We start from the raw sequence: 24,749 nt of genomic DNA on the forward strand, positions 1-24,749 counted from the left end.
CGTTTTACGCTTCCTAGAAGGGCAATATCTGTTGGCGCGCTACACGAAGCGGTTAGGTTATCCACAGTTTCAACCGTCTGGTAATTAAGGGTGCAATATTGCAATTAACGGTACAATGCGAAAATTAAGGGTACAAACTTCCATTGATTCTATGGGACAATTTCAGGCCGGATTCTGATTAATTAGGGTACAGTGACAGCTTGGCCGAGCCCTGCCCTACGTGTCGCGACGGCTAGCATTCGTGGCACCGCGATGCGTGTCATCTGGCAGGGCAGCAGCAGGGAGACCGTCGAAGCAGTCACACCCTGCACGGCTCACCTGGATTTCGACCGTGAACCGGTACCGCGCCCCGACAGTTTGCGATTTCTTGCATCGTGCTGATCACCGGCCCTCTGCCAGCTACAGCAAATGCAATCCGGAGGTCGTCGAACAGCGTTTGCGGCCAATGATCGCGGAACAGCATGTCCGGTAAAGCGAAGAATAGCACCGGCTAAGGCGCGGTGGACGAGACCATTGAGGCGACCCGCCCCGCCCCAGCGACCGTTACCGAATGGCCGAAATGAAGCGTTGCCACGACCATGCGACGGCTGGTCGGGCTGGCTCCGGAGGAGACTGCCCGGCCAGCAGCACGTCGCAGGGAGAGGCGGCGTTTCAGCTCGGGGAGGGCGGCTGCGTGCAGCCGAACGAGTAGGGCACGGTCCTGGCCAAAGGGCAGGAGGGGCCAAGAACACCAAAACCTAAGGCTTGCACATCACAAAAACCTATACATTGCTCGGAGTATTCGGTTGTGAGCGACAAGAACGTGATCATCTTGAAAGCTGGTTTGACATGTTTCGTTTTTGCTCACCATGGGTATGCAACCTGGCCAGAAGCCGAACCTTCTGACGATCTCTGTGATACCGAAGGCAACCAGCGCGTCCCAACCCATCCAAATTACTAACATCGTCGTTGCACACTAACATTATCAGTGTTAGTTTCCAAAATCATGTTAGAACTGGATGAAAAATTCTCTCAGGAGCTCTTCAAGGCAGCGCAAGGTTACCTGCGCACCACGCTACACCTGCCATCCAGTTTGATGGCTTGGAGTGACAAGAAGGGACTTCCGCTCTTCCTGGAAAAGGGGTTCGATTTCCGGCAGGCGGAGCTACTTGGGCATGAGCTCCTGCTCACAGTCCCATTGTCCGAGAGCTCCCAAAATCCAACCGGGCTTTCGAAGCAGCTTGGCTCCCTCGAGCGTCACTTTGAGGGGATCGTCGTCCTTGTCTTCGAACAGCTCTCTGCTTATCAGCGCAGCAGGCTGATAGAGGAATCTGTGCCATTCATCGTTCCCGGAAGCCAGCTCTTCATCCCTCAGCTTGCGATGGACCTCAGAGAACATTTTCGGCGAAGACGTGATTTCTCGGAAGATCAACTGTCACCGGCAGCACAAGCGCTCTTTTTGCGACACCTGAATCGCAAGGACGTGGAAAACGCGCGACCCAGCGATCTCGCGGAAATCTTGCGATACTCGGCGATGTCGATCGGCCGCGCCTTCGAAGAACTGGAGGCCGGCGAGCTAGCGCATGTGGAAACGAGAGGGCGTAGCAAACATATCCAGTTCTCAGAGGCTCCTCGCGAACTGTTCGAAGCGGCGGTTCACAAACTGCGTTCGCCCGTCAAGGCCGAGCATTGGTTTCGGGCACCCACCCTGCCGAAGGGCTTCCATGGCAGCCCACTACCTAATTATCTGCCAACCGGTGGCGAAAGTGCGCTTTCAGAGCGCTCGACGATGTCCAAGCCCCGCATCCTGCGTTTTGCTGCCGGGCCAAAGGACTGGAAGCGGATACAAAGTGGCGAGTTCGGGAAAGAGGTAGAACAGGACGAGGAGCCGAACTTCGCGATCGACGTTTGGTGGTACGACCCGGATATCGTGTCGGGTGCGCGTGAGGTCGATGCGCTGTCGCTCTACTTGCAGTTCCGCGATAATTCGGACGAGCGGCTGGACGCCGCCGCGCTACAATTGTTGGAGGAGTTTGAATGGTAGTCGGCCTGGACAAGTTTCGTGAGCATTTTGCGGACCATGCCGACCATTATGCGGTTATCGGCGGCACCGCATGTTCTATGATTTTCGAGGAGGTCGGCATCGATTTCCGCCAGACCAACGACATCGACATGGTGCTCTGCGTCGAGGTCGTGGATCCGACTTTCGCGCAATCCCTGAAAGCCTTCCTAGATGGGGGTGGTTACCAGGCGCGCGAACGCAGCAACGGGCGACGCGAGTTTTACAGGTTCCATAAGCCAACCGACCCAGCGTATCCGGCAATGCTCGAGCTTTTTGCGCGAAAGCCCGAAGCGCTGGAAATCCCGGAGGATGCCGGGCTGACGGTGGTGGAGGTTTCGGACGAAACCCTGAGCCTCTCCGCGATCCTGTTGGAAACGGACTACTACGAGGCACTCCTCGAGAGCCGTCGCGCCATTGACGATATTCTTGTTCTCGATGAGCGCCTGCTCATCCCGTTCAAGGCCAGAGCATTCGTCGACCTGTCTCAGCGAAAGGATGATGGGGACGCGAATGCCAAGGGAAGCGATATCAGGAAGCACCGGAACGATGTGTTCCGGTTGCTTCAACTTCTCCCGACCGATCAGCCCATCAAGGTTACCGAGCCACTGAAAGCTGACCTCAGGGCCTACGTGGAAAGGGTGAACGGGCTGGCAGACTTCGACCCGAACGCCTTCGGTGTTCCCATCGCTCGAGAAACTGGCCTCGACCTGATCTTCCGTCTCTACCAGCTCTAACGACTGCTATGGTGGGCCGCTGTCGTTACCGGACCGGCCGACACGACGAGTGCTTATCTCTACCTCTCGATGGTCAACGTGAGCGCCCGCCTAGCAAAGCCGCCAGCAACTTCTTCACGAAACCGGACAGAACGGCCGCGGTTCGACGCAGCCAGGACGCAGGTTTTGTATCTTGAGAAGAGTGGCGCGCAATCTGCGCCTGCATGATCCTGGTTGCCTGAGCCCCCGAAAAGGCTGGGAGCCACTGGACGTTTCCCGCGCGAACTACATAGTGGGACTTGCACGGCGCATCGAAGACGCCGACTGACGGTTGAATGGTGGCATATCCACCTTCATCCCAAACCCTGTGACTATCTGGAAGCTTTGAAGCCGAGAGTGCGCCCGGTGACGCCCTTGATAAACCGATGATCCTGCTCGAGGATATTGTTCAGGTATTTGACCTGCAGGATTTTGATGGTCTGCCCTGTTCCAGTGAATTTCAGGACCACATTCACAGCGTCCAACCCCGTCAGATTGGCGCCGTTTTTATCGATGACGACACGGTCGGGGACGCCGTTGTGGGAGACCATCGCTCCGCACTATCCTGGTCTTGATTGTGACCCCGAACGCCCGTGTCTGATCCTCGGATTGTCGTTGAAGGCGTGCTGTGGATCGCGCCACGGGGTGCCCGTGGCGTGATCTTTCAGAAGAGTTTGGAAGAGCAACTCGGTTTTCAAACGGTTCCGAAGATGGGTTCAGGCAGACGCGTTCTAGAGCATGTTCAAAGAGTTGGCCGAAGATGCCGACTTCGAATACGCTATCTTCGACGTCAGTATCGTCAAAGTCCACAGCCACCATTAGGGCGCACAAGCGGGACGCAGAGCCAGGCCACAGGACGGCACAACCACCAAGATCATGGCGCTGACCGACGCGCTTGGCAATCTGACGGACATCCGTTCGCTGCCGGGGCGAGCCCACGATCTACGCGGCACGGCGTTGATCGACGGGCTGTCCTGCAGCCAGTTACTGGCTGATCGGACTTTCGACGTGAGTTGGCTGAGGGATGCACTGACTAGTGCCGAAACTGGCGCAGTAATTCCGCCCAGACCCAACCGACGGTTCCCAGCGGAGTTCGACCGCGACAACTACCGCAGTCGGCCCCTAGCCGACAACTTCTTCGAAAAGCTCAACGAATACAGAGGGAACTCCATACGCTGTTACAAAACCGACAACGACTTCAGCGCATTTGTTTTCCTTGCCGCATTGGGGATCCGTTTGAGGTGAACGTCAACAGGCGCTAGCCGACCAAAAAAAATCATGTTTCACTAGACGGGACCTATTCTGTTCAGTAGAATTACTCAACGCGCAAGGTCAAAAAAATTTTGCGTGCTTCAAGGCGGTACCTTTTTTGTGGAGGAGGAAGGTCGCTCTTGTCCGAAATACACAGTGGAGGAAACAAAATATGAGAGCTTTAAGAGATATAGGTCCCATTGCAGTTGCTGCATTTGTCGGGATCGTAACTCCTGCAATCGCTGCTGAAGACGTCGTTAAGATCGGAGCTCCGCTTGAACTCAGTGGAAAATATGTTGTGTATGGCGAGCAAGGTAGGCGTGGCATTGAGATGGCTCTCGACGCCTTTGGTCCAACGGCCGCTGGCAAGAAAATTGAAATCGTTTTCCGCGACGTTCAGAGTAACAACCAGTCAACTGTTACCGCAGTGACCGAATTGGTTGAGCAAGAAGGCGTTGATTTTATGATTGGCCCGATTGCCTCGGGGATCGTTTCTGCGAGCGTCCCGCCATGGCGGCAAGGGAAGCCACTCTGGATTGTTCCCGGGTCTTCATCAACTGCTGTTGAAAACGAAGTTCTTGGTGAGGATATGTTTTTCCACACCTATCCATGGGGCTATCTTTATCATCAAAGCACCGCCGAGGGTCTAGGTAAAGTACTTGGTGAAAGCAAGCGCCTCGCAATTGTCTATTCTGATGGCTCTTATGGCCGCTCGCACCTTCCTTCAGCGAAAAAGTACTATTCGGACGCCGGTTTCGAAATCGTGTCAGAAGAATTGGTACGGGAAGGTACTTCGGACATGAACCCGGTCTTGCAGCTCGTTCGTCGTACGAAGCCGGACGTTCTGTTGGGGCTTGTTCAGACATCTGATGCGATCCAGCTCGCCAAACAAATTGAGATTGCGCAACTGGATATTCCGTATCTTGTCGGGACTGTTTATCCGCAGATCCCGGACTGGGTAAACGCTGTAGGGCCCGCTGCAGACAGATGGATTGGTGTTACTACCTATTTGCCTGGCTTGGAAACAGACGGTGACCCGAACTATCCTAAGCTGTTTCCCGGTATCAAGGAGTGGGAAGCGCTCTTCCGTGAGCGATACAATCATGAGCCGGAATTTTTGGACGTCACCTGCTACACTTCTGCCATGATGCTGTTTCTTGCGATCGAGAAGGCGCAAAGTACTGAAAAGGAGAAAGTTGCTGCGGAGCTTAAAGATCTTGGCGTTCATACGATGCTCGGCAGTTCGAAGTTTGAACCAAGTGACGGTGGCGCAGTAAATCAGGCGTTTTCGAAAACACTTGTTTTCCAGCGTCAGGGCGACGGATATTCCGTTCTGTATCCCGAAGAGTTGGCGACCGGAGAAGTGTTGCCGAGGGAATAAATTCACCAATGAGCGGGGGCGTCATCTTAAAAGCCCTCGCTCAACGGGTAATTTTTTTCGCCATATCTCTGGTGCATAGGGATCAGGAGTAGCGCACGATGTCACTTTTCTTTCAATTCATCCTCGATGCAATATTGCTCGGAGGTTTTTACGCCTTGATGGCCGTTGGTTTGGCATTGGGTTTGGGCGTTACGCGAATTACCAATTTTGCACATGGCGAGTTCATCATGTTTGGCGCTTATGCAGCGTTTTTTGCAGTTGGTTTTTTTGGAATTGATCCAATTTTAATACTTCCCCTGATTGCGATTATTGTCGCTTTTTTTGGGGCGGGGCTTTTCAAGCTCGTCGCAAGACGAGCCCTTGCAGCTCCCCGCATAAACCAAATTCTTCTGATGTTCGGGATAAGTCTTGTCTTGCAGAATCTCGCAGTGCTTGTCTTTACCGGCAACCCCCGTTCAGTCAGCACGCCCTATTCGCTTGACGCAACCGAGTTTTTCGACGTTTGGATTCCTCATGGTCGAGTTGTCACTTTTGTGGTCGCAGCAGCCCTGATCGTTGGGCTCATTGTTTGGTTAAAGCGTTCGGAACTTGGCAGGGCAACAATGGCGGTCGCCCAGAATGAGAAAGCTGCCACCCTAATGGGTATTAATGTTAACTTTGTCTACTTATTGGCTTTCGGAATCAACGCTGGTTTGGCTGGCGCCACAGGCGTCGCTATCAGCTTCCTGCTGACGATAACCCCCTTCATGGGTTTCCACATTTTGGTGAAAGGATTTGCGATCGTAATTTTGGGTGGATTAGGGAGCATTTGGGGCGCGGTAATCGGAGCATTTCTCCTGGCTCTCGCCGAGACTGGAGTTTCCTACTATGTGCCAAATGGAATCGGCTGGGCGGAAGGTGTCGCCTTCATTGTCCTTCTGATTGTGCTGATCATTCGGCCGCGTGGCATTCTGGGCCAAAAATTCGAAGAGGCGCACTGAACGATGTCCATGAGCACTTTAAAATACGTAGTATTCGTCGTTTTGGCGCTGATCCTTATTCCGCTCCCTTTCTACTCAACTCCAGTGATCGTGGACTGGAGCCTCCGATTAGCGAGTTTGATGATGTTGAGCATAAGCTGGAACCTAGCAGCCAGTGCTGGCCTGGTTTCCTTGGGCCACTCCATCTTTTGGGGGCTGGGTACCTATGTAGCCATTCTTGCCTCTAATAAGATCGGTCTGGGATTTGCGGCTACAATCATACCAGTGATCGCTATTGGTATGCTTGTCGGAGCCATCTTGGCTGTCATAACCGGGCGCCTGCGTGGTTTCTTCTTCGCAATTTCCACACTTGCCGTGTCTGAAGGACTCCGTGTCATTGCGGTCATGACCCCGGAACTAACAGGCGGTGGAGAAGGAATTTATATCCAGCAAAACTTGCGGCCGGAATCTCCTGTCATCGCAAGTTTTGCGGTTTGCTGCGCTTTTGCGGTTTTTGCAATTTCTTGGGCGGTAGTACGATCACGTTATCACTATGCATTCCGCGCAATGCGCAACAACGAAGCTGCGTCTGAGATGTTCGGCATCAACTCACGTCGGTTCCGTGTCGGCATATTGGCATTGGCAGGTGGCATGGCGTCGCTGGCCGGCGGCATCAACGCATGGTTTGGCGGGTTCGCCGATCCCGGTATCGCCTTCGATCTGCATATTACAATTCTAGCGCAGGTGGCACCTATTCTTGGTGGAATTTACACCCTCATGGGCCCGGTAATCGGCGCATTGGCAACACTCGTAATATCTGAAGGAACTCGTATCTGGTTTGGTTCTGCCGGCTTAAGCATTGTCATATATGGCCTGATCCTGTGCCTCTGCATTCTCTATCTTCCCAACGGCATTTGGCATCAGCTTACCAAGCTCAAACAGAAGAAAGTCGGGCGCGAAACGCTGCTGGCGAAGGAGAAGCAATGACTGCGCTGATTGAATTAAAGGACCTGCACGCAGGTTATGACCAGTCTGCCGTGCTCAACGGTCTCGATATAACTGTGGGTAAAGGTGAGGTGGTTGCGATACTTGGCGTCAATGGTGCTGGAAAAACCACTACCATGAATGTCATCACGGGGTTGGTCGCGCCGACGAGCGGAGAAATTCTCTTTCAAGGGCGTAACCTCCTTGAAATCCCGGCCTATCGCAGGGTCGAGGCAGGTATATGCCTCTCACCAGAAGGTCGGCAGGTTTTTCCTAACTTGAGTGTCGAAGACAACCTGATTTTGGGGTCGTTTTGTCCGCGTTCGCGGCCGCGGCGTGCGCAAGCCTTGGCAGAAGTCTATGAACTGTTTCCCCGTCTTGTTGACCGCCGAAAACAAAGTGCGGGGCTGTTGTCAGGTGGGGAACAGCAAATGCTTGCCATCGGGCGCGCCATGATGGGTTGTCCATCCCTACTGTTGTTGGATGAACCATCATTGGGTCTGGCACCACGCCTTGTTCATTTGGTTTTCGATGCGATCGCTAAGATCGCGGAATCCGGCATCAGTATTTTGATTGTAGAGCAAAATAGTCAAGCTGCATTGAGTGTTGCGCAGCGTGGATATGTCATTGTCCATGGTGAGGTATTTGCTGAAGCACCTGTTGGTGAACTCATGAATATGGAAAGCGTGAAAACGGCATTTCTTGGCTCGACCGCACGCAAGCCAAGAACAGAGAAGGGTAGTGCTTCGAATGCTTAAAATTCGCGGTTTAAAAAAAAATTTCGGTGGCCTGATGGCGATCAAGGACCTGAACCTGGATTTGGACAAGGGACAGTTGTTGGGTGTTATTGGGCCCAATGGGGCAGGCAAAACCACGTTGCTCAATCTTATTACGGGATACCTGACACCAACATCCGGAACTGTGTCGCTCAAAGATAAAGACATAACGGGTCTCAAGCCATTTGAGATCTGCCATCTCGGTGTGGCCCGGACATTTCAAGTCGTGCAACCATTCACCGAGATGACAGTCATGGATAATGTTGTCACGGGCGCGCTTTTTTCCGACAAAAAGAGCCTCTCAGTTGTAGAGGCTCGTGAGCGTTGTATAGATCCGCTTCAGAAAGTCGGTTTGCTCGAAAAGCAGGATCAACTTGCTGGAACGTTGACGCTAGGTGAAAAGAAGAAACTTGAGCTCGCCCGTGCATTGGCAACCAGTCCGAACTTGCTTTTTCTCGATGAAGTAATGGCGGGGCTGACTCGCGGCGAAGTCGAAGAAATGATGGACGTTTTGACGGAGGTCAGTCGATCTGGCGTGACCATCCTGATGATCGAACATCTGGTGCACGTAATTTTGGCGCTGGCCGATCACGTTTTCGTTCTCAATTTTGGAGAAGAGTTGTTCCAGGGTTCTCCCGATGAAGTCATGTCCCATCCGGAAGTCATAGAATCCTATCTCGGACGTCCGCTAGAGCAATCTAAATAAAGGTTTGCAAAGGTAAATTTCCCAGAAAGAACGTAACCGCGCCATTGGGACCGCCTGCCTGACCTTGGCGTCCTGCTCTAAGACACGTGTTTAGCGACGTCGCTTGCGACGTGTCTTATGGGGGATCAGCGATGCGGGGCGAAATTCTGGGGATTGAGCGGCGGCGACTTTGGCGTGATGAGGACAAGCTCGAGATGGTCCTGTCGGTTGGGGTTGGCGGGGCGACAGTGACGCAGGTGGCGCAACGCCACGAGGTGACCCGGCAGCAGATTTACAAATGGCGGCATGAGCTGAAGAAGAAGGGTCTGTGGTCGCCTGATGCCGGAGCGCTTTTCTTTCCGTTGGACATGCCAGTGACGGCTGCTGAGGCGCTTCCAGCGACCGCGGTTGAATTGCGGCTGCGGGGTGGGCGTAGTTTGCACTTTGACAGCACTGTGGACCCGGTGCGCTGATCTCCCTGATCCGCGCGGTGGACGCCGCATGATCGGGCCTGGGACTGGCGTGCGTGTGTATCTGGCCTGCGGTGTCACGGACATGCGCAAGGGGATCGCGGGGCTGGCGGCATTGGCGCAAGACGTCCTGCATCAGAAGCCCGCCAGTGGCGCAGTGTTTGCATTCCGTGGGCGCCGGGGGGACCGGATCAAGTTGCTCTATTGGGATGGCCAGGGGTTTTGCCTCTACTACAAGGTGCTTGAGCGCGGACGCTTTCCTTGGCCGAGTGCTGCGAATGGGTCGATACGGCTGACCTCTGCGCAGCTCGCGATGCTCTGGGAGGGAATCGACTGGCGGCGTCCGAATTGGGGCTCTCCCCCGGCGCGTGTCGGGTGATTTTGTTCCTGTTTGGCGTTATTTATATGGTGCTTTGGCCTGACTTTTGGTAGTCAGTTGCATGTCAATTATTGTCGAAAATCTGCCTGATGATCCCGCCGAATTGAAGGCGATGATTGCGGTATTGCAGGCAGAAAACGCCAAGATATCGGCCACGTTGCGCGTCCATGATCAGTTGGTTCAGGCGCTTCGTTTGCGGATCGCCAAGTTACAGAAACTGGCCTTCGGTAAGTCCTCGGAAAAGGTTGAGCGCGAGATCGAGCAGTTGGAACTGGCGCTCGAAGACCTGCTGGTAGCGGTGGCTGAGGAAGATGATGCGCCCATCGACGAAGGGCAGGATGAACCGTCACCGGAAGCTGCCGATGCACCCGCTTTGCGCCGCCGCCCGCGTGTCTCGGACGTGACCCCGCGCGAGCGCCGCGAACTGGACCCCGGTGCCTGCTGCCCTGATTGCGGTGGTGATGGGACGTGGGGCTGAGAGGAACAGTATCCCCTCATAAGGGCTGTTTTTCTTCGAGGCATCGATAGATGGTCGCGGGATGGACGTTGAAGGTCCTTGCGACGGCGGCTACGGACTGGCCGCTCTTGACGAGATCGCAGGCAATTTCTTTTTGATCCGGCCTCAACTTTGAGGGGCGACCGAAGGCAACGCCGCGCGTTTGAGCGGCTTCACGGCCCTCTTGTGTTCGGGTCAAGATGAGCGACCTCTCGAACTCAGCGATGCCGCCGAAGACGGTCATGATCATCTTGCCTGCGGGTGTGGTCGTGTCCGCCCAGGGTTCGTCAAGGGATTGTAATCCTGCATTTTTCTCGTTCAGGGCTTCCGCAATACGCAGGAGCTCGGCTGTTGATCGTGCCAAGCGGTCGAGCTTGGTGACAACGAGCACATCATCTTTCCGCAACTGGCTCAGTAGCTTTTCGAGTTGAGGCCGTTTTTTGGCAGCGCCGGAGATTTTCTCTTCGAAGAGGATCTCACAACCCGCCGCTTTGAGCCGAGATCTCTGGATTTCGAGCTCCTGATCCTTCGTGGAAACCCTCGCGTAACCGATCTTCATGCGACCCGTTCCCGAGTTGTGCGAATCATATTGCAAAACTTGCCATTTTCGCACATATGTTTTGCGAAGGATTTATCCTGTATTTTCCGTGCGGCTGATCGGGGTCGCAAAACTTGAGAGTTTCGCACACCATGCCCACCCGATTTCTGACGAGCGCACAACGAGCGCGATTTGCTCGATTGCCGGAATCCCTGTCTGAAGACGACTTGGCGAAGACCTTCACGCTGGACGGGCCTGATCTGGACGTCATCCGCAATCTTCGGACGGCCAAGAACCGGCTTGGATATGCTGTGCTGTTGACCAGTGCTCGATATGTGGGTGCTTTTCCCGCGTCTCAGCAAGACGTGCCGCCGGTCATCGCAAACTACTTGCGAGCCCAACTTGCTATTGATGCGCAGGTTTCCATGGATCCCTATTTCAGCGCCCCCAAGACCGTTGAACGGCATATTCGCTCCATCCGTGAACGATACAGGTTCGTCTATTTTGCCGATAGCCCACAGTTGCGAATGCGGCTGACCCGATGGCTCTACTTGGAATGCTGGATGGGAAACGACAGGCCCGGAGCGCTGGTTCTGCAAGCCGCCGACTGGCTGGTATCGTACAACGTCATTTTGCCGGGCCTTTCGATACTGGAGCGGCTTGTTGGTCGCATACGGGACCGTGCCACAACCCGGATTTGGACACGTATTGTGGATGGTCTGAGTGAGGCACAACGCAACCAGATCGCCAGCTTGCTTGCCCACGATGCTGACCGCCTCAGCAGATTGGGGATTTTGCGTGCCAGCCCTCTGAAGCGACGCCAATCCGACCTCTGGGCACATCTCGATCGGTTGGATGGCGTGCGAGATTTCGACATTGGTCTGACACCCCCAAAAGGCGTGCCCGCGACACAGCTGGAGCGCTTGGCGCGTGTGGCCCGGCGCGCCAAGCCATCTGCGATCGCGGCTTTGAAAGAACCGAGGCGCACCGCAACCGTGGCCGCGTTGTTGTTTACTCTCGAAGCGGCGGCTCAGGACGATGCCATCGAACTCGGCGATGCCCTGATTGCTGACCTGTTTAGAGACGCCGAGTTGGCACAGACCACGGGGCGGCAGGCGCATCAGCAGGCTCTCGACGAGGCTATTGTCCTGCTGCGCGACCTGGCAGGGCTCGTGAGGGATGACGCAAACGATAGCCTGCCTCACAGCGTTTGGCGCAATATGGTTCACAGCCGGATACCCGAGCAAAGCATCGATCGCGCAATAATGGCGGTTGATACCCTGGCCAAACCCTCCAGTGGAAAGCCCTACGCCGAGCTTGCGTCCGGTTGGCGCCGGGCGCGCAAACTGTTCTCCTCGATCACATCCCGCATCGATATGGCTGCAAGCCCGGGCGGTGCCGATGTGGCCGATGCGATGGCATGGCTCAAAGATCAGCCAGATTGGTCCAAAATGACGCTGAAAAATGCCCCCATTGGGGTCATTTCCAAAGCTTGGAAACCCCATGTCCTCAATGAGGACGGCGAACCAGAGGACGCGCGAGCCTATGTTTTTGCCACCATCGATGCGTGGCGTAGCGCCATAAAACGACGCGATGTCTATGCCAGTCCAGGCATTCGCTATGCCGATCCCCGGCTTGGCATGCTGGAAGGCACACCCTGGCAGGGAGCCAAAGGGGTCGTATGCCGTAGTTTGAACCGATCGCTGGACGGCACCGCTGAGGTCAATCAACTCGTGGATGCCTTGGATGCAACATTCAAGCATGTTGCAAATCGGGCGGATCAGAACCCGGATCTGCGCTTCGAAACGGTGCAAGGTAAAGGACGTATCGCCCTGCCTAAACTCGACCGTATGATGGAGCCGGACACCCTGATCCAATTGCGTAGCGATGTCCGGGACCGCATGCCAAAGGGGGCGATCCCGGACATCCTGCTGGAGGTTATGCAACGAACGAGGTTCGCTGATGCCTTCACCCACTTGAGCGAGCGGCCCGCGCAAGTGGATAATTTCCAGATCAGTCTGTGCGCCGCACTCGTTGCCCAAGGCTGTAACATCGGATTTGAGCCGATCATTCGCAACGACCATCCTGCCTTGAGGCGGAGCCGATTGTCCTGGATCAGTCAAAATTTCATCCGGTCCGAGACGCTCGCGGCAGCGAACGCCAAGATCGTATCGGCGCATGCAGAACTGCCCATCACGCAATGCTGGGGGGATGGACAAGCGGCCTCGGCAGATGGATTGCGGTTCATCGTTCCCAAGACAGCCATCCATGCCGGACCAAATGCTCGGTATTTCGGGCAAGGGCGTGGCATTACCTGGTACAATATGCTGTCTGACCAATATTCTGGTCTCGGTGCCATGGTCGTTCCCGGCACCCTGCGTGACAGCCTCGCCATTTTGGCACTGCTCCTGGAGCAGGAAACAGAGCTCGATCCCATACAAGTCATGACCGATACTGCCGCATACTCCGATGCAATCTTTGGGCTGTTCTGGCTCCTGGGATACCAGTTCTGTCCTCGCTTGGCGGATATCGGTGGCACCCGGATCTGGCGCGCAGACAAAGACGTAAATTACGGCCCTTTGGGCGATATCGCAGAGGGTAAAATCAACACACGCATCATTATCGAAAACTGGGAAGATCTCATCCGCCTCGCAGGCTCCCTCAAACTGGGCCACTTGAAAGCCGAAAGCGTCATGCGCATCCTGCAGGTGCGAGACCGGCCAACCACCCTCGCAAAAGCCCTCGTACAGCTCGGACGCCTGATAAAGACGTTGCATGTCCTGAACTACGTCGACGATGCAGAGTTCCGCAGGCGCATCCTGATCCAGCTGAACCGGCAGGAATTCAGCCACAAGCTGGCGCGAAAAATCTATCACGGCGATCGCGGCGAAGTCCGCAACGCTTTGCGACAGGGCCAAGAAGAACAACTCGGCGCGCTTGGTCTGATCCTCAACGCTGTTACTCATTGGAACGCAATCTACATGCAGGAGGCCATCACACAAATCGAGGAACAGGGCGCGTTTGTTGCCCCCAACGATATAGCCCGTATGTCTCCCGTGCTCTGGCGGCATATCAACTTCCTTGGGCGCTATGAAATCACCCTGCCAGAAAGCGTCGCACAGGGCGGCCTGCGGCCACTCCGAGATCCTAGTTCCGAATGGGACTTTTGAAAAGATAATTCAGCCCTTATGAGGGCATACTGTTCCCCTCAGCCCCACGTCCCTTTGTCTTGGATGCTCTGGAGCAGAGCGCTCTACGAGCGACGTCCTGCTGATAGCCTGATCCACCACTGCGACAGTCATACGATTGGTGCCAGTTATCGGGTGATCTGACCCTCACAGCGACCGACCCGACGTGTGTCTTCCCCTAGACCTGTCGGTTATCCGGGAACGCCTTGCGGCGAGCTTGTCTCAAAGGTGCTGCCGTAACCCAAGTTTACTTTCAATCAATGTCTATGCCAAAGTAAAATTGACAACACGTCTGTAGGAGGCGTCTTCAGGTGGCGATGCCCAGCTGCGCGCGCATGGCGGCATCGACAGGGCGCGGCTTTCCAATCGGGTTGCCGATAAATGGCCGCAAGCCGGAAAACACCATCGGCGATCCCAGCAGAGGCCATTGCAGCCCATCGGCGCTATGATGCCATTGGAACAAGCCACGCGCCTGCGTCTGAGGATGATCTACCATTTCGGCAATCGTGTGGACCGGCGCGGCAAGGCATCCCTCTTGGGCCAACAGGGCGACCGCCTCGTCGCGGGTCATCCCGGCCCAATCCCGGCCTTCGACCGAATCGCAGTTGCGTTCGGCACAGACATAGCCATCGGCGCATTCCAGCATCGGGTTCCGGGTCATCGGCGCTTCGGAAAATTTCCACAAGGGGGCCGTCATCCAGACCGCGACATCCTGCATCGACACGTCGATGAAATCGCCCTTGCCGGTCCGCTGTCTGTTTCGCAATGCCGCAAGCACAAAAAAGAGCCCCACCTGGCCGCCCATGAAGTCACAGGCGGAAACGCCTGATTTCAGCGGCGTGCCGTCAAAGGCATTGGCGTGCATCAGCCCGGCCATGGCCTGAACCACGGTGTCGAAGGCTGGTCTTTCCTGATAAGCGGATTCCGCCCCAAAGCCTGAAATCGCGCAATAGATCAGGCGTGGATTGATGTCTGACAGCTCCGGCCAGCCGAACCCGAGTCGGTCGAGCGAGCCGGGTTTGAGATTTTCCAGCAAGACATCGGCGCTGGCGAGCAGATCGGTAAAGACCTTCCGGCCCTGCTCCGATTTCAAGTTGAGCGCAAGGCTGGTCTTGCCGGAATTGCTCATCACGAAAAAGATGCTGAGATCGCCGTTATGAGGCAGCCAGCTGCGGGCGGCGTCGCCTTCGGGAGGCTCGATCTTGATCACCTCGGCCCCGAGCGTCGCCAGGTGCCGACTGGATAGAGGCGCGGTGGTGTATTGCCCGATCTCCAGGACCCGCAGGCCCGCAAGTGGCAATTCTGTCGCATCGGGTGTGTTACCGACACCGTCTGTTACAGCGGAAATGGTGTCCAGATCGGCGGCCTCGGTTTCGCCGCGCCGTGGAACATGGTCGGCGAGGTGGCCATGCCCCGACTGCGCCCGCAGCAGAGTGCCCGGAACTCGGGCCGTTCCCCCGGTGGCCCGGTCTGGAATGTCGCGGATCATGCCGCGCAGTTTCAGGTTGGGGTCGTTGGCGGCATCCTCCATCCGAAGGATCGGTCCGCAGGCGACATTGGCCGCCATCAGAAGCTCGGTCGCGGTGGCGACGCTGTGTTGCCCGATCCAGTCCTGCACGATCCGGTTCACCTCGTCGCGATTTTCCATCCGGCCTGGCAGATCGGCAAACTTCGGATCGTCGGTCAGCTCGGGCTGATCCATCAGGTCGCAAAGTCGCCGCCAGGGCGGGTTCGAGGCTGAGCAAAGCAGAACCCACCCGTCCGAGGCCTGATACGCATTCCAGGGTGCGCACATCGCATGTTGGTTGCCTACCCGCATCGGAACCTTGCCGCCGAAATGCGCCGGCAGGAACGTGGCGAGCGAGTTCACGCCGCTGTCATAAAGCGCCATGTCGATGCGCTGCCCCCCCCCCCCGGAGCGGTCACGCGCCGCCAGCGCCGCAACGATCGCGGCTGCGCCATAGGAGCCGGTCGAATACTCCAGCAAGGGCACCTGCAACGCTACCGGGGGTCCGTCCGCGAAGCCGGTTGTGTGGGCCACGCCACAGATGGATTGCACCATCGCATCGTCAAAGGCCTGGCCGGTCATCGGGCCACCATGCCCGAAGGCGGTGAAATCGCAAAGGATCTTCCCCGCGCCGACAGCCTGGGCAATCTCATCAACCCAGACGCTGTCGGTATCGCTGGACAGCAGCACCACGTCGCAGGCACCGATCAGCGCTGCGACCCGATCACGATCAGCGTCGGTGTCCATCGCCACGCTTTGCTTTCCCGCCGCATACAGCGCACGGTTGGCCCATTTCCCGCTCTTACCCGCCTGATCCTCGGGTGGTTCGATGAAAAACAGGTGTGCCCCGGCTTCGGCCAACAGCGATCCGCACAAGCCGACCGAAATCCGGCTGCCGATTTCGACGACGCGGATACCGCTGAGGAATTTCGCCGAATTCGATGGATTTGGCTCGGTCATGGATACACCTGTCTTTGTCCAGTCATTTCAGCGGCGGAGGGCAACCGGTGAGGGCCAGATTGTCCGCTCCCACTTCGGCCACGCGCGTGTCGACGGCGACAGGCGTGCGCGACAGCGCATAGGGCGCCGCGATTACACAATTGCCGCCCTTGTCGGCCCGTTCAAAAACCATCAGCCCGTCGCGTTTAGCGACGTCCAACGCATAGACCTCGTCAAGTTCCAGCATCGGCAGGGCGCGCACCGACACTTCCGCCAGCGCGGCGCAAAGCGCGGCCGATGTCTGTCCGCTCGGCTCTACCCCGCTCAATTGCCGGTCGAGTTCGCTTCGGGAATCCAGCGCAACAACCCAGCCGTCAGCCGTCTGCACGATACAGTGATCGGGCAAGACCGGATCACCGTCTGGCCAGCCGATACAACCCAACCAGGCCACTGTGTCAAACATCGAGATATCCAGCACCGACCCGCGACCGGTGTTTTGTGCTTTGCGCAATGCGGCCAGAATCTCCAGCGGTGCCAGATGCGCCGCCCCCAAATCGGCGATTGATACCCCGCCTTTTGCCGGACCGCCGACCGAAGCAATGCGGTCGATCACTCCGGCCTCGGCCTGGATCACTGTGTCGAGCGCGGGTCGCGCCGACCCGTTCATCCCGTAGCCTGAAATGCCGCAATAGACGAGGCGTGGGTTGAGGTCGTGCAGCCGCCGCGCGCCCAACCCCATCCGTTCCATCGCACCGGCCTTGAGATTGAACAGCACCACATCGGCGGTTTTGACAAGATCGAGAAACGCCGCCTCGCCATGCCTGGACCGCAGGTCGAGAACCACCGATTTCTTGCCTGCGTTATAATTGGCAAAATAGCAGCTGATCCCGTCGACAAACGGTTGCCAGAGGCGTGAATCCTCGCCCCCGGATCCTTCGACCTTGATCACCTCGGCCCCGAGATTGGCCAGAAACCGCCCCGCCAGCGGCCCGGCAGTATAGGGCCCGACCTCCAGAACGCGGATACCGTCGAGAGGGCACTCCGGCGGGCCTTCGGCGCCGGTGCCGCGCGGTGCAGGTCCGGCTGGTGCCGCCATGCGGCGACAAGGAACCGGTGTGCCCGCACGTGCCACTTCCGCTGTCGTGGCCACAGTGCCTGATGGAATGGCGCAGGCCTGAAGGGCCGCCAGAGCCTGTTCGGTCGTCACGGTGCGCGACCATTCCGAAATCACCCGATCCACCTTTTCCACGACCGATATGCGCGCGGCCGCCGTAGCGAATTCCGGGTCTTCGGCCAGCTCGGGCCGGCTGATCACCTCTGTCAGGTCCAGCCAATTCTGATTGCTTGTGGTGCACAAGATGACCCAGCCATTCGATGTGGGATAGGCGTTCCAGGGTGCCACCAGCGGGTGGCGGCAGCCATTGCGAAAGCCCCGCGTGCGACCCGAGAGGACATTGCCCAGAAAAGTGCCAGTTAGGGTGAAGCTGGTTTCGAAGACCGAGATGTCCAGAACCTGCCCGCCGCCGCCGGCCTCCTTCACCCGCAGCGCGGCCAGTGCTGCGGTTGCAGCGTTCAGCCCGGTGAACAATTCCAGAATGGGCAGATCGACGATGCAGGGCGTGCCGTCAGTGCCGCCCGTTGTCGCCAGCGAACCGCCGATCGCCTGCATCTCAATCTCGCCTGGATCGGCCAGCGGCGGATCCTTGGCGGCGTTTCCAAAGGCCGAGACGAGACAGATCAACTGCTGCTCGGCGTTGAGCCCCGCGAAATCGGCCACTGCCTTGCCGTTTTCGCGGATTTCCGGGGTAACGATCACAATATCGGCCTTGTCGGCAATTCCCTGCCAGCGCGCACCGAACTCGGGATCGCCGCGGTCCAGCCGTATCATTTCCGCCGATGGATTGGCGAACGGATGATTGCGCCAGGAGGCGGGTTCATTGGGCAGCGGATCGCCATCAACCGCCACGCGGACAAGCTCCGCGCCCAGATCGGCCATACGCCCGGCACACACGCTGCCAGCCAGCCTGCCGACCCGTTCGACAACTCTTATCCCCTCAAGTGCCATCCGATCCGTCAAAAAATTTCCCCACAATCAGCGGAACGCGTCGATTCCAGCCAACTCGCGCCCCTGTATCAGCGCCAGAATCCCGTTTGCGCCGTCCGGAATTGGCAGCATGCGCACGTCGCGGTACAGCTGCTCCAGCCCGGTTTCATCGGCCACTCCCATTGCGCCGTGAACCTGCATCGACTCGGATATCGCCTGTTCGCAGGCCGTCGTCGCGTAACGTTTGGCCATCGCCGATGTACCGTTGGCCCGTTCGCCGTTATCCATCGCGTTGAGCGCAGAGTAGCATAGCAGGCGGCTGGTGACGACGGCGGTTTCGATATCGGCAAGCTGCTTCTGCACAAGCTGGTGGCCGCCGATATATTTGCCAAACTGCTTGCGCACGCCGCCATATACCACTGCCGCATCCAGGGCCTTCTGCGCCAGATGCACCGCCGCCAGCCCGACTAGTGGGCGGTTGCCGTTCCATGTGAGCGTGAGCAACCGGGCCGCATCCCCGGACGCTCCCAGAGAATTCACCGCCGGGACCCGGCAATTGTCATATAGAACCTCGCCCAGATGCCCCTGGCGCAGGCCCAGACAGGGAATTTCCCGCGCGACCACACCGGCGCGCTCGCGCTCGACCACAACGCGACGTAGCCGGGAGTTGCCCCGTTCGTCTTTGCCTTCGGAACAGGTGGTATTGATGATGTCGGCAATTCCAGCATTGCTGATCCAGATCTTGGCCCCGTTGATCACCAGATCGTCGCCATCGGCTTCCACCCGAGTCTGCACTTCGCGGGGGTTCGATCCGGCATTGGGCTCTGTCGTGGCGGTACAGCAGATCTTTGTGCCGTCCAGAATACCCGGCAGGAAAAGGTCTTTTTGTTCCTGCGTGCTCTCGGCGTAGATCCGCGCTGCGGTACATTCTTGTGCCAAAATCGAAATTGATATGACCGGCGGCAGTATTTCGAACATCAGCCCGTAATCCAGCATGCTCAACCCGGCACCGCCGTGTTCCTCCGGAAGGCGCGGAGCCATCAGCCCCATCTGTGCGAGCGCACCGTATATCTCCAGCATCGCCTGCTTGGGCAAGGGCTTTGTGGGGTCGTGACGGGCCAGAACCGGCTCGACGTCGCGTTCGACCATCGCCTGACAGGATTCCCGGATAAGTTGCTGTTCTGAAGTGAACTTGAAGTCCATTATATTCTCTCTTTCATGGCATGACGAAGCCGCCATTGACGCTGATGACCTGCCCGGTCACCCAAGATGCGTGGTTACTGGCCAGATAGGCGATCATGCTGGCGTGATCCTGCGGCTGTCCGATCCTGCCCGCCGGATACATGCGCAGAACCTTTTTGACCCGCGCGGCATAACGTTCCTCACCGATCGTTTCCTTGGTCTGAGCTTCGCGGGCCTGACGCAGCTCTGTATCTGTGGCCCCAGGCGAAACCACGTTCAACGTGACGCCGGAGGGGCCGACCTCTTGCGCCACGGATTTGACCAGGGCGATCACACCGCCCTTGGCCGCAGCGTAATAGGACAGCCGCGCCTGGCCGACCCGTGCTGAGTCAGAGGCCATGCAGATGATGCGGCCAAAGCCACGTTCCGTCATGCCGGGAAGGACAGTGTGCAGAACATTCATCGGGCCATAGAGGCAGACGTTGATAAGTCTTTGCCAGTCCTTCGGGCCGGATTCCAAGAACAGCTTGTCATCCAGCACTGCGGCGGAAATCACGACGATATCCGGCGAGCCCAGTTTCTCTGTCACTTCTGCTACCATAGACTCGACGCTGTCCAGCGCACTGATATCGGCCTGGACGCCCAGCCTTTCGCCCTCAGCCCCCTGCAGCCGCTCGGCCGCCGCGATCGCCGCCTCGCCATTGATATCGGCTACGGCGACCTTGGCCCCAGAGTTTCTGAGTTCCGATGCAGTGGCAAATCCGATGCCCTGAGCCGCCCCTACGACCAGGGCTACTTTTCCGCCAAACTCAATCTTCATGATTCTCTCCCGTATTGTCAGGCGACTCCATCCGATCCTCCCATGTGCGGGCTTCTGACAGGCCCGGAACGGGCAATAACGTCAAACCCGAATATTCCGATGGACGAGACACATTTCATTAATTAGACTTACGCTAGGTGAGATGTCAAACGCGATGTTCGGCTCGCTTGCGATCCCAGCGTCGACTGGTGGAACGCGCTCGGCAGCGGCGGCATTTCCTGGCACCGACAGGCGATATGAGCACAGTGATGAACGCAACGACAACTATTCAGGAGGCGAAACAGCCAGACCCGTGACGAATTCACAGACACAAACCCGCCAGAGATCGCCACTTTCAGAACATCTACTGGGCAGTTCCGACACCACAGCAGACCTGCCGCTGGCCGGCGCCCTGATCGCCGATTTCAGCAGGCTTTTGCCAGGTCCATGGTGCACCCAGTTTCTTTCGGATATGGGGGCGACGGTGATCAAGATCGAACGTCCCGGCGCAGGCGACATGAGCCGTGCCAACGCGCCGCTGTTCAAGACCGGAAGCGTCTATTTCAACAGCGTCAACGGCGGCAAACACAGCCTTACGCTGGATCTGTCCAAGCAGGACGGTCGGGCGATTGCACACCGGCTTATTGAAGAGGCCGATGTGGTGGTCGAATCGTTCCGGCCCGGTGTGGCGAAGAATCTGGGTATCGATTATGATACCGTCAGCGGGCTGAACCCCGGCATTGTCTATTGTTCGATCTCAGGCTTTGGCCAGAGCGGTCCGCTGTCTCACATTTCTGGCCACGATCTTGTCATCCAGGCGCTGTCTGGCTTTGCTGGGCTCTCGGCGCAGTCGGACAAGGCACCGGAGGTGCCCGGGTTTCAGGCGGCCGACTATGCCGGGGCGACTATGGCGGTAATCGGCATTCTGGGTGGTTTGCTGAAACGGCGCGAGACCGGCCTGGGAAGCAATCTCGACATTGCGATGTTCGACAGCCTGTTTTCCATGTGCAACATTTCGCAAACCGGATCAATGTCGCGGGATGTCGGAAATACAGGCACGCCGATGATCGAAGTCTGGGGCGGCAACCCTCGCTATGACACCTATCTGACCGCCGACAACAAGGCGGTAGCGGTGGCGCTTCTGGAAAAACGGCTCTGGGTCAATTTCTGCAATGCGATCGACCGGCCAGACCTGATCGACCACGACGAAAGCCCCGAAGACAGGCATTCAGACCACGGCGACAAGGCCGCTGCCTATCGCGCCGCCATTGCGGAAACCTGCGCCGCCAAGAACCGCGACGACCTGATCGACGAGATGACCCGCAAGGGTGTTCCGATCACTCCGGTCTATTCACCCGACGAGGCGCTGAGTTCAGAGAATGTCGCCGGGCGCGGGCTGATCGAATATGTTGAACACCCGACCGATGGCAATATCCCCCAGATCGTCAACCCGCTGGCGGCTTCGGGCCTGGCCGTCAAATGCCGCGCGGCGGCGCCCGAGGTGGGTGACGCCACCGATGCCGTTCTGTCCGGCCTCGGCTTCGATCCCGAAACCATAGCCCGGTTTCATAAAGATAGAATAACCTGACCCATGACCAGACATACGAATGCCGAAATCGTCAGCCGTTATGTCGCCACCACCCTCGACCGGCCCCTGCCTGAGGATGTGCTGGAGGCGGCGCGGATGTGCCTGGCCGACTGGATCGGCGTTCTGGTCGGTGCACATGACCAGGGCGCGGGGCGCGCAGTGCGCGACATGGCCTCGGGCTGGCGCGCGCCGGGCAAGGCGCCGGTGTTTCAGGGCAGAACGCAATCGCCGCTTGCCTCCGCGTTGGTCAACGGAACCTTCGCGCACTGCCTGGATTATGACGACACGCATCTGGGTTGTCTAGCACATCTCAGCGCACCAACCTGGGCCGCGACCCTGGCCATGGCCTGCGAGCTCGGGCACAGCGACATGGACGCCCTGCGCGCCTTTGTCACCGGCTTTGAAACCGGCGCACGTCTGGGTGGCAGCGATTTCGGCGAGACCATCAACAAGCGTGGCTTTCATTCCACATCCGTGCTGGGCCGGTTCTCAGCGGCAGCCTCGGCCAGCGTCCTGATGGGGTTGAATGAAGCCCAGGTCGCCAATGCGATGGGTGTCGCGGCCACCACCGCCGGAGGTCTGGTGGCCTCCTTCGGGACCATGTCAAAACCGTTCCACGCTGGAAAAGCCGGGATGGACGGGCTCTTGGCCGCACAAATGGGTGCGGCGGGGTTCGAGGCGAGCAAGGCGTTGATCGAACCCGAGGGCGACACGCTGGCCCCCGCGTTTGTTCAGGACGGCGCGGCTGGGATCCCAGTGCTGGATTTCGATGAGAACTGGGAGATTCACAATAACACGTTCAAGCCCTATGCGGCCTGTCTTCTGGTGCATCCAACCGTGGAAAGCGCGCGCAACATTCACGCGCAGGCGGGCAGTCGCAAGGTTCAGAGCGCCCGCGCGCGGATAAATCCGATGGTGCTGCGTTTCGCCGCCAAGACCCAGGTGAACAAACCTTTAGAAGGTAAATTCTCGGTCGCTTATTGCGCTGCCCTGGGGCTTTGCGGGTTCGATGCTTCGGAGCAGGACTTCACTGCCGAACGCCTCGCTGACCCCGCAGTGCAGGCGATGTTTCCCAAGGTCGAGGTGATCACCGATGACAGCCTGACCAGCACCGCGGCCAGCATGTCCGTGTGTTTCGACGACGGCACCGAACTCACTGTCGACACACCGCTGGCACGCGGCAACCCCGGCAATCCGATCGGCTGGGACGGGATGCACCGCAAGTTCATGTCGCTGGCAGAGCCTGTCTACGGCAGTCGGGCCAAGGATCTGTTCGAACTTGCCCGAACCGCCGGTAGCGGCGACACGCTGCCGCAAATTTCGGCCATATTGGCCGAAGAACGGCCAGCGGGCTAATCGCCTGCCCGCCCGGAATGGCTACCGGCCGGACCGACGTATGGGAGAAGACCGAGCCCAGGGTCGTATAACACATGGTTCTCTTTTGTGGTTGCCGCCCGTAATGCAAGAAGTTTTTGACCCTATTGGCGTGTGATCGAGCGCACACTTTTGTCAGGCACTCGAAGTGCGGCACTTCCAAAAGCCGCGGGCCGTGATGGTGATCAGCGGATCGGGTCCAAATCTAATTGCCGAGCTTTACGCTCGCAGAGAACCACTGGTTTTCCCAATCCGGATCTGTTCGATCGTATTGCCCATTCAGGTCGTTGTCTTCTCACACTCCGTCGGCACCGTTGCTAACGCTTCGACATGAAGCATCATGCCGTGCTCGCCAGCACCGGATCTCTGTAGTCTTCATTCTTCGTCAGCATCGCCCAGATCTGTCGGGCCATCTTGTTAGCCAGCGCGATCGCGACCAGCATCTTGGGCTTGCGAGCCAACATGCGTGACAGCCAGCTGCCCTCCACAATGCTTCGCTGTCCAAGCCAGTTCAGTCGCGACATTGCCCCAATGATCAGTAGCCGTCGGATATCAGCCTGGCCGGCCTTGGTCATGCGACCCAAGCGCTCCTTTCCTCCTGAGGAATGCTGCCTCGGCACCAGACCCAACCAAGCCGCAAAGTCGCGTCCGGTTTTGAATTGAGCCATGTCGGGCCCGAAGGCTTCCACCGCGACGGCCGTCAGCGGTCCCACACCCGGCATGGTCTGGAGCCGTCGCGCCCGGTCCGACTGGGCGGCCAGCGTCTTTAGTTTAGCGGTCCGTTCGATGATACGCGCTGTTTTCTCTGCAATCTGCGCCAGTAGGTCCTGACACTCCTCCCGGATCAACACTGGCAAGTCGGAGGCCTCATCCTCCACGAGCGCTGTCATGCGATCGAGGTAGCGTATTCCCGCGGGAAATACGTGGCCGTGCTCATCACACTACGCGACTCCCGCCCGCAGTCGTTTCCTGATGGCTAATTTGTTGCCGAAGATCGGTATGTCCTCGTCTGCTCTGAGACGACGGCGCAGCTCGTCAAAACCGGTTCTGAACCACGACTTTGAACAGTAGCCGTGCTTTTTCCGGGCGGGGTATTTTGACCCCATGAGCTTGGATGCTGTGTGACAGGCCATGGCGAGGGCGATTGCGGCGATGCCGATCAGAAGGCTCAACCTTTTGGAGAGCTTCATCCTCGTGTCCTCCAGGTTGAGCCCCTTTGTCTTGCTGTCGGCGAACATGCATTCAATGAACCAGCGCCACCGATAGTATCGCAGGATGCGCGAACCGCGGAGCGGCTCGGAACAGGCGACGATCAGCAACTGGTTCTGTCGCAAGAAATCTATTGACCCGAGAACGGGCGATTGCTGGACGCAATTATGCTGCAAGCGCCGCAAATTGCTGAAAGCCGGTGGCCCC

Annotated in this window: 20 protein-coding genes and 3 pseudogenes; 14 read left to right on the forward strand and 9 right to left on the reverse strand. The window is 57.7% G+C overall.

The features are described 5' to 3' along the window. Positions 1-985: 985 nt before the first annotated feature. Positions 986-2,023: a hypothetical protein gene (locus ACSSVY_RS20815; protein WP_454271784.1), complete on the forward strand. Its 1,038-nt coding sequence runs from the start codon at positions 986-988 to the stop codon at positions 2,021-2,023. Next, on the forward strand, positions 2,017-2,775 hold the full coding sequence (locus tag ACSSVY_RS20820; protein WP_454271785.1) for a hypothetical protein: 759 nt from the start codon (positions 2,017-2,019) through the stop codon (positions 2,773-2,775). Before ACSSVY_RS20815 ends, ACSSVY_RS20820 begins: the two co-directional genes overlap by 7 nt. A gap of 73 nt (positions 2,776-2,848) precedes the next feature. On the opposite strand, the gene ACSSVY_RS20825 is transcribed toward ACSSVY_RS20820, so the two are convergent. Then, positions 2,849-3,199 carry a DUF6527 family protein gene (locus ACSSVY_RS20825; RefSeq protein WP_454271817.1) on the reverse strand — a complete coding sequence of 117 codons (351 nt, stop codon included), beginning with the start codon at positions 3,197-3,199 and terminating at the stop codon, positions 2,849-2,851. Next, positions 3,135-3,341: pseudogene (locus tag ACSSVY_RS20830) on the reverse strand (IS6 family transposase); the annotation flags it as partial. The pseudogene ACSSVY_RS20830 and the gene ACSSVY_RS20825, both read right to left, overlap by 65 nt. Positions 3,342-3,669: 328 nt before the next feature. Between ACSSVY_RS20830 and ACSSVY_RS20835 the strand changes: the two are divergent. The 9 genes and pseudogenes from ACSSVY_RS20835 to ACSSVY_RS20875 form a co-directional block, all read left to right on the forward strand. Further along, entirely contained in the window at positions 3,670-4,038 is a 369-nt protein-coding gene (locus ACSSVY_RS20835) for a hypothetical protein (protein ID WP_454271787.1), read from the forward strand. 178 nt (positions 4,039-4,216) lie between these two features. Further along, the gene (locus ACSSVY_RS20840; RefSeq protein ID WP_454271789.1) at positions 4,217-5,425 is read left to right on the forward strand and encodes an ABC transporter substrate-binding protein; all 1,209 of its coding nucleotides are present in this window, start codon (positions 4,217-4,219) and stop codon (positions 5,423-5,425) included. Between the two features lie 98 nt (positions 5,426-5,523). Further along, positions 5,524-6,405, forward strand: a complete 882-nt coding sequence (locus ACSSVY_RS20845; protein WP_454271791.1) for a branched-chain amino acid ABC transporter permease — start codon at positions 5,524-5,526, stop codon at positions 6,403-6,405. 9 nt (positions 6,406-6,414) lie between these two features. Beyond that, complete coding sequence (locus ACSSVY_RS20850; RefSeq protein WP_454271792.1) at positions 6,415-7,371, forward strand: branched-chain amino acid ABC transporter permease; 957 nt, start codon at positions 6,415-6,417, stop codon at positions 7,369-7,371. Further along, entirely contained in the window at positions 7,368-8,126 is a 759-nt protein-coding gene (locus ACSSVY_RS20855; protein WP_454271794.1) for an ABC transporter ATP-binding protein, read from the forward strand. The genes ACSSVY_RS20850 and ACSSVY_RS20855 overlap by 4 nt, the downstream gene beginning before the upstream one ends. After that, entirely contained in the window at positions 8,119-8,850 is a 732-nt protein-coding gene (locus ACSSVY_RS20860; RefSeq protein WP_454271796.1) for an ABC transporter ATP-binding protein, read from the forward strand. The genes ACSSVY_RS20855 and ACSSVY_RS20860 overlap by 8 nt, the downstream gene beginning before the upstream one ends. A gap of 131 nt (positions 8,851-8,981) precedes the next feature. Further along, positions 8,982-9,302, forward strand: coding sequence for a transposase (locus tag ACSSVY_RS20865; protein WP_454271797.1), 321 nt, complete (start codon positions 8,982-8,984; stop codon positions 9,300-9,302). A gap of 28 nt (positions 9,303-9,330) precedes the next feature. After that, complete coding sequence (tnpB, locus tag ACSSVY_RS20870; protein ID WP_454271799.1) at positions 9,331-9,678, forward strand: IS66 family insertion sequence element accessory protein TnpB; 348 nt, start codon at positions 9,331-9,333, stop codon at positions 9,676-9,678. Between the two features lie 61 nt (positions 9,679-9,739). After that, a pseudogene (locus ACSSVY_RS20875) lies at positions 9,740-10,141 on the forward strand (transposase domain-containing protein); the annotation flags it as partial. 31 nt (positions 10,142-10,172) lie between these two features. Here the strand turns inward: ACSSVY_RS20875 and ACSSVY_RS20880 are convergent. Further along, a complete protein-coding gene (locus ACSSVY_RS20880) occupies positions 10,173-10,733 on the reverse strand; it encodes a recombinase family protein (protein WP_454271801.1) in 561 nt (186 codons plus the stop codon). A 131-nt stretch (positions 10,734-10,864) separates the two neighbouring features. Here ACSSVY_RS20880 and ACSSVY_RS20885 point away from each other — a divergent pair, with 131 nt between their 5' ends. Beyond that, the gene (locus tag ACSSVY_RS20885; protein ID WP_454271803.1) at positions 10,865-13,882 is read left to right on the forward strand and encodes a Tn3 family transposase; all 3,018 of its coding nucleotides are present in this window, start codon (positions 10,865-10,867) and stop codon (positions 13,880-13,882) included. 325 nt (positions 13,883-14,207) lie between these two features. Here the strand turns inward: ACSSVY_RS20885 and ACSSVY_RS20890 are convergent, their stop codons facing one another. From ACSSVY_RS20890 to ACSSVY_RS20905, 4 genes are read right to left on the reverse strand one after another with little or no spacing between them, the layout of a single operon-like run. Next, positions 14,208-16,367 (reverse strand): CaiB/BaiF CoA transferase family protein, encoded by a 2,160-nt coding sequence (locus tag ACSSVY_RS20890; protein ID WP_454271805.1) that lies wholly within the window; start codon positions 16,365-16,367, stop codon positions 14,208-14,210. A gap of 22 nt (positions 16,368-16,389) precedes the next feature. Beyond that, the gene (locus ACSSVY_RS20895; RefSeq protein WP_454271807.1) at positions 16,390-18,411 is read right to left on the reverse strand and encodes a CoA transferase; all 2,022 of its coding nucleotides are present in this window, start codon (positions 18,409-18,411) and stop codon (positions 16,390-16,392) included. A gap of 27 nt (positions 18,412-18,438) precedes the next feature. Continuing rightward, positions 18,439-19,593 carry an acyl-CoA dehydrogenase family protein gene (locus tag ACSSVY_RS20900; RefSeq protein WP_454271808.1) on the reverse strand — a complete coding sequence of 385 codons (1,155 nt, stop codon included), beginning with the start codon at positions 19,591-19,593 and terminating at the stop codon, positions 18,439-18,441. Between the two features lie 13 nt (positions 19,594-19,606). Beyond that, the gene (locus ACSSVY_RS20905; protein ID WP_454271810.1) at positions 19,607-20,392 is read right to left on the reverse strand and encodes an SDR family NAD(P)-dependent oxidoreductase; all 786 of its coding nucleotides are present in this window, start codon (positions 20,390-20,392) and stop codon (positions 19,607-19,609) included. 292 nt (positions 20,393-20,684) lie between these two features. Here ACSSVY_RS20905 and ACSSVY_RS20910 point away from each other — a divergent pair, with 292 nt between their 5' ends. Together ACSSVY_RS20910 and ACSSVY_RS20915 are read left to right on the forward strand one after the other, a co-directional pair. Continuing rightward, positions 20,685-21,959 carry a CaiB/BaiF CoA transferase family protein gene (locus tag ACSSVY_RS20910; protein ID WP_454271812.1) on the forward strand — a complete coding sequence of 425 codons (1,275 nt, stop codon included), beginning with the start codon at positions 20,685-20,687 and terminating at the stop codon, positions 21,957-21,959. A gap of 3 nt (positions 21,960-21,962) precedes the next feature. Further along, positions 21,963-23,315, forward strand: a complete 1,353-nt coding sequence (locus ACSSVY_RS20915) for an MmgE/PrpD family protein (RefSeq protein ID WP_454271814.1) — start codon at positions 21,963-21,965, stop codon at positions 23,313-23,315. A gap of 356 nt (positions 23,316-23,671) precedes the next feature. Here ACSSVY_RS20915 and ACSSVY_RS20920 read toward each other — a convergent pair whose 3' ends face one another. Continuing rightward, complete coding sequence (locus tag ACSSVY_RS20920) at positions 23,672-24,223, reverse strand: IS110 family transposase (RefSeq protein WP_454271815.1); 552 nt, start codon at positions 24,221-24,223, stop codon at positions 23,672-23,674. Positions 24,224-24,274: 51 nt separating this feature from the next. Then, positions 24,275-24,749 (reverse strand): annotated as a pseudogene (locus ACSSVY_RS20925) (hypothetical protein); the annotation flags it as partial.

This window comes from Roseovarius sp. MBR-51 (assembly GCF_053628575.1).